Source organism: Pseudonocardia pini, assembly GCF_013870575.1.
Lineage (GTDB): Bacteria > Actinomycetota > Actinomycetes > Mycobacteriales > Pseudonocardiaceae > Pseudonocardia > Pseudonocardia pini.
Genome location: NZ_JACBXB010000390.1, coordinates 1 through 5,073 on the forward strand (window position 1 = coordinate 1; position 5,073 = coordinate 5,073).

Consider the following 5,073-nt stretch of genomic DNA (forward strand, 5'->3'; position numbering starts at 1 on the left):
CGAACAGCTCCGGCGCGAGACCGTGCTCCTCGGTGGGCGCACCCGCCTCGACCAGCGGCAGCCGCAGCCGGAACAGCGCACCGCCCATGTCCGACTCGACGACCTCCACGCTCCCGCCGTGCACCGCCACGATCTCCCGGACGATCGCCAGCCCGAGCCCCGCGCCGCCGTCGGACCGGGCGCGGGCCTCGTCGAGCCGCACGAACCGCTCGAAGATCCGCTCGCGGTCGGCGGGGGGCACGCCCGGGCCGTCGTCTGCGACCTCGACCAGCGCCTCGTCACCGGCCGCGACGAGCGTGACCAGCACCCGCGAGCGGGCGTGCCTGCGGGCGTTGTCCACGAGGTTGCGCACGGCCCGGACGAGCTGGGCGCGGTCGCCGGAGACCCGCACGGGATCCGTGCGGACCTCGGGGGCGACCCCGCCGACGTCGGACGGGCGGCCGCGCTCGGCCTCCACGATCTCGTCGAGGTCCACGTCCTCGCGGTTCGGCTGCAGGCCGCGCTCGTCGGAGCGGGCGAGCAGCAGCAGGCCGTCGACCAGCCGGTCCAACCTGCCCGCCTCGCCGCGCAGGGTCTGCACGGTGGAGCGGTCCGCCTCCTCGACCGAACCGGACAGCAGCTCCAGGCCGGAGGCGATCGTGGTGAGCGGGCTGCGCAGCTCGTGGCTGGCGTCGGCGACGAAGCGGCGCTGGGTGGACTGCGCGCTCTCCAGCCTGCCGAGCATCTGGTTCATGGTCTCGGCCAGCATCCCGACCTCGTCCCGCGCGGGCGGGACGGGCACCCGCTGGCTCAGGTCCCGGTCCGACAGCCGGGCCACTCGGGCGCGGATGGCCTCGACCGGGCGCAGGGCACGCCCGGCGAACAGGTAGGTCGCGCCGCCGACGAGCACCACCAGCACCGGGACGCCGACGAGCACCATCGCGAGCACCGTGTCCACCGCGCGGTGCAGGAAGTCCACGGGCTGCGCGGCGAGGACCGTGAAGTCCTGCCCGGTCGGGGGGAAGTCGAAGCCCTTCGCGACGACCAGGACCTCCTCGTCCTTCCCCTCGTTGAGGGTGATCCACGTGGAGTCGACGACCTGGACGTCGTCCGGCTCGACGAGCACGTCGGACATCAGCGGGTACTCGGGCAGCGGATCGGAGGAGCCGATGTTCTGGACGTCCGGTGCGTGGTCGGGGTCGGAGTTGTAGTCGGTGACGACCTCGACCAGGTCGGAGCGCTTGCCGGTGGCCAGGATGGCGTTGCGCTTGATGTCGTCCGAGCCCGCGAAGTTCGCCGCGACCCGCTCGCCGAGCTGGGTCGCCTGCTGGACGGCGGCCTGCTCGAGCTGCATCCGCAGCAGCGCGTTCAGCCCGAGGACGAGCGCCGCCCCGGCCACCAGGAGCACGACGGCGACGGTGATCGCCGAGGCGAGCGCGGTCGTGGTCCGGACGCCGAGTCGCGCGCGCAGCCGGTCACGAACCCCCGCGGCGGGGTCCGGTCCGGGGACGCGAGCCATGTGACCAGGGTAGGTGCCCGGCCCTGTGCCCAGGCTGAGGGCATTACCCTGCTCTGTCATGGCCGCGCCGCGGATCGAGGGGACGGCGACGCGTCGGGAGCAGATCCTGCGCACCGCTGCGGTGCTGTTCGCCCGGCACGGCTACCACGGGGTGAGCATCGCGGAGCTCGGCGCGGCCGTCGGGATCAGCGGGCCCGCGCTCTACCGGCACTTCCCGGGCAAGGACGCCGTGTTGGCCTCGCTGCTGATCGACATCAGCGAGCGGCTGCTGGCCGGGGGCCGGGAACGGGCCGACGGCGAGCCGCGCGAGGTGGTGGCCGCACTCGTCGACTTCCAGCTGGCGTTCGCGCTGCGTGAGCCTGAGCTGATCGTGGTGCAGGACCGCGACCTCGACAACCTGCCCGAGGGCGACCGCAGGCGGGTCCGGCGGGTGCAGCGGACCTACGTCGAGATCTGGGTCGAGGCCCTGCGCCGCGTGCACCCCGACCTCGCCCCCGAGGAGGCGAGGGTGGCCGCGCACGGCACGTTCGGCCTGCTCAACTCCACCCCGCACAGCGGCTCACGGAGCAGCCCCGACGAGGTCGCGGCCCTGCTCCGTCGCATGGCCCTGCGCGCCCTCGACGTGCTCTGACCAGCCCGGCCACACCAGGATCCGGAGCCCGTTCAGGCAGACGAGGACGGTCGAGAGCTCGTGTCCGGCCACGCCGAGCGCGAGCGGCAGGGTGCCGACGAGGTCCCAGGTCACCAGCCCCACGATCACCGCCGCCGCGAACGCCAGGTTGGCCCGGGCGATCCGCCGCGCGCGTCTGGCCAGGGTGACCAGCGGGGCGAGCGCGCCCAGCGGGTCGCGGAGCAGCACCCCGTCGGCGGCCTCGACGGAGAGCGTCCCCGCCCCCTCCCCGACGGCCAGGCCCACGTGCGCGGTCGCGAGCAGCGGGGCGTCGTTCAGCCCGTCCCCGACGGCGAGGGCGCGGGGCGGGAGGTGCGCCGTCTTGTCGGCGGGGGCGAGACCTGACTCGACCTGGGCGATCCCGACCCTGTCCGCGACCGCGCGGGCAGGGCCCTCCGCGTCGCCGGTGAGCATCGTGGGCTCGCCCACCGTCTCGCGGAGCCGCGCGAGGGCCGCGCGCGCGGCGGGGCGGGGTTCGTCGGCGAGGACGATCACGCCGGTGGGCTCCCCGTCGACGCGCACGACCACCGCGGTCCGCCCGGCTTCCTCGGCGCGGTCCACGAGGTCGGCGAGGGCAGCACGTTTCGTGCTCTCAGCGCTGGTCGTGACCGCCGTGGTCGCACGTTTCGTGCTCTCAGCGCTGGTCGTGACCGCCGTGGTCGCACGTTTCGTGCTCTCCGGTCGGCCCACCGCCACCCGCAGCGCCCCCTCGAACTCCGCCGCGACACCCACTCCCGGCAGGGCCGTGGTCTCCCGAGCCTGCTGGAGGTCCAGGCCGCGGCGGCGCGCCTCGCGGACCACCGCCCGTCCCAGCACGTGCTCCGAGCCGAGCTCGGCGGCCGCGGCCAGCGCGAGCACCTCGTCCGTCGAGTGCCGCGCCGACACCGTCTCCACCGCCCGGACCTCGGGCCGTCCACGGGTGACGGTGCCGGTCTTGTCGAGCACCACGGCGTCGACCTCGGCCAGCGCCTCCACGACCCCGGCCTCTTTGAGGAGCACGCCGCGACGACCCGCCACCGCGATCGCCGCGAGCAACGGGGGCATCGTCGCCAGCACGACCGCGCACGGGGACGCGACGATCATGAAGGTCATCGCCCGCAGCAGCGCCTCCCGCAGCGCCTCGCCGAGGAGCAGCGGCACCGCGAACACGAGCACCGCCGCGACCACCACGACCACCGAGTACCGCTGCTCCACACGCTCGACGAACAGCTGCCGGCGCGACTTCGTCTCCGCCGCCCGGGCGACCTGGGCCGCGATTCCCGCGACCACGGTCTGCGTCGGGTCGGCGGTGACCCGCACGCGCAGCGCGCCCGTGCCGTTGACGGTGCCCGCGAAGACGTCGTCGCCGAGGTTCCGCGACACGGGCAGCGGCTCGCCGGTGAGGCTCGAGGCGTCGACCTCGCTCGCCCCGGACACGACGACGCCGTCCGCGGGCAGTTTCTCGCCGGGTCGGACCCGCACCTCGTCTCCGACCAGGAGCGTGGCGGCCCGCACCGTCTCCTCCCGGTCCCCGACGACGCGGTGCGCGATCTCCGGGGCGAGGTCCAGGAGCCCGGTGATGCTGGCCCTGGTGCGCGCGGTCATCACGGCCTCCAACGCCCCCGAGCCCGCAAAGATCACGATGAGCAGGGCGCCGTCGAGGTACTGGCCGATCGCCGCGGCGCCGAGCGCGGCGACGATCATCAGCAGGTCGACGTCGAGCGTCCGCTCACGGAGCGCCCGCAGCCCCGACCAGGCCGGCTCCCAGCCACCCGCCAGGTAGCAGGCGGCGTAGAGCAACGCGACCAGCGGCCACGGAGCCCCCAGGAGGTCGGCGGGGACGGCCGCGGCGAACGCGACGAGGGCCAGCGCGGCGGACCGCACCTCCGGCAGCGAGAGCATGCGCGTCAACATACCTTCGCATACACGCAGATACGCAATGAGCTGCATGGATACCTGCAGGACCGCTCAGGTGTTCGGTAGAGTCGCGGACGTGCACGAAGGCATCCCGGACTTCGCGATGCCGTCCGAGCAGCAGGTCCGCCGGGCGGCCGACTCGCTGCGCCTGCTCGCGGACCCCACCCGGATCAAGATCCTCTGGGCGCTCCTGCAGGGCGAGACGTCCGTGGCCTGCCTCGCCGAGCTCGTCGGCGCCGCGCCCACCGCGGTGAGCCAGCACCTCGCCAAACTGCGGCTCGCCGGGCTGGTCGAGGGCCGCCGCGAGGGGACCTTCGTGTACTACACCGCCGAGAGCGCGCACGTCCGCGCTCTGCTCACGGAGGCGCTGGGCCAGGCGCGGACCGCCGCCCCACCCCAGCTGAGCAGAACTCCCAGCGCGACCCCTCGATGATCCCCAGTCCCCTGACGCCACCCCCTGGGATGATCAACAGGCCCTGACGCAGGTTCCTGCACGGGAAAACCTGCGCTGGAGCCTGATGATCTCCTCCGAGCTTGATCATCAGGCCCTGATGCAGCGAGGGGCCTGCGTCAGGGCCTGATGATCACCGCTGGCGCGGACCCACCAGCACGCACCCTGCATGAGGGCCTGTTGATCACTCGGCGCAGCCCCACGCCCGCGGACCACCTGCGTAGAAGCCTGTTGATCACCCCGGTGCGACCCGTACCGACACGCACCCTGCATGAGGGCCTGTTGATCACCACTGGCGCGGCCCCTCCCGCAAAGCCACCCTGCATGAAGGCCTGTTGATCAACCGACCTAGGCCTCCACCACCAGCTCCCCGCCCTCGTCCCGCACCGCGTACACCGCCACCCCCGGGCCCTCGGGGCAGGTGCCGTCGGCGAACGAGTAGGCCCGCAGATGCAGCGGGCAGACGACCTTGCGGGCGTCGAGCTGCCCGTCGGCCAGGGGTCCGCCCGCGTGGGGGCAGCGGGCGTCGAGGGCGTGCAGCGAGCCGTCGCGGAGCCG

General features: G+C 73.9%; 5 protein-coding genes. 2 read left to right on the forward strand and 3 right to left on the reverse strand.

The features are described from left to right. A partial coding sequence (locus H5J29_RS20310; RefSeq protein ID WP_181782636.1) for a sensor histidine kinase occupies nucleotides 1-1,498 on the reverse strand: 1,498 nt, incomplete at its 3' end. 58 nt (nucleotides 1,499-1,556) lie between these two features. Here H5J29_RS20310 and H5J29_RS20315 point away from each other — a divergent pair. Beyond that, nucleotides 1,557-2,129, forward strand: coding sequence for an SACE_7040 family transcriptional regulator (locus H5J29_RS20315; RefSeq protein ID WP_181782637.1), 573 nt, complete (start codon nucleotides 1,557-1,559; stop codon nucleotides 2,127-2,129). Here H5J29_RS20315 and H5J29_RS20320 read toward each other — a convergent pair. Continuing rightward, the gene (locus H5J29_RS20320; protein ID WP_246394088.1) at nucleotides 2,058-4,049 is read right to left on the reverse strand and encodes a heavy metal translocating P-type ATPase; all 1,992 of its coding nucleotides are present in this window, start codon (nucleotides 4,047-4,049) and stop codon (nucleotides 2,058-2,060) included. The genes H5J29_RS20315 and H5J29_RS20320 overlap by 72 nt on opposite strands. Before the next feature lie 91 nt (nucleotides 4,050-4,140). On the opposite strand from H5J29_RS20320, the gene H5J29_RS20325 reads away from it, so the two are divergent. Next, nucleotides 4,141-4,497, forward strand: a complete 357-nt coding sequence (locus tag H5J29_RS20325) for an ArsR/SmtB family transcription factor (RefSeq protein WP_181782639.1) — start codon at nucleotides 4,141-4,143, stop codon at nucleotides 4,495-4,497. Between the two features lie 366 nt (nucleotides 4,498-4,863). Here the strand turns inward: H5J29_RS20325 and H5J29_RS20330 are convergent. Further along, nucleotides 4,864-5,073 (reverse strand): Rieske (2Fe-2S) protein (locus tag H5J29_RS20330; RefSeq protein WP_181782640.1); only part of this gene is annotated, 210 nt, incomplete at its 5' end.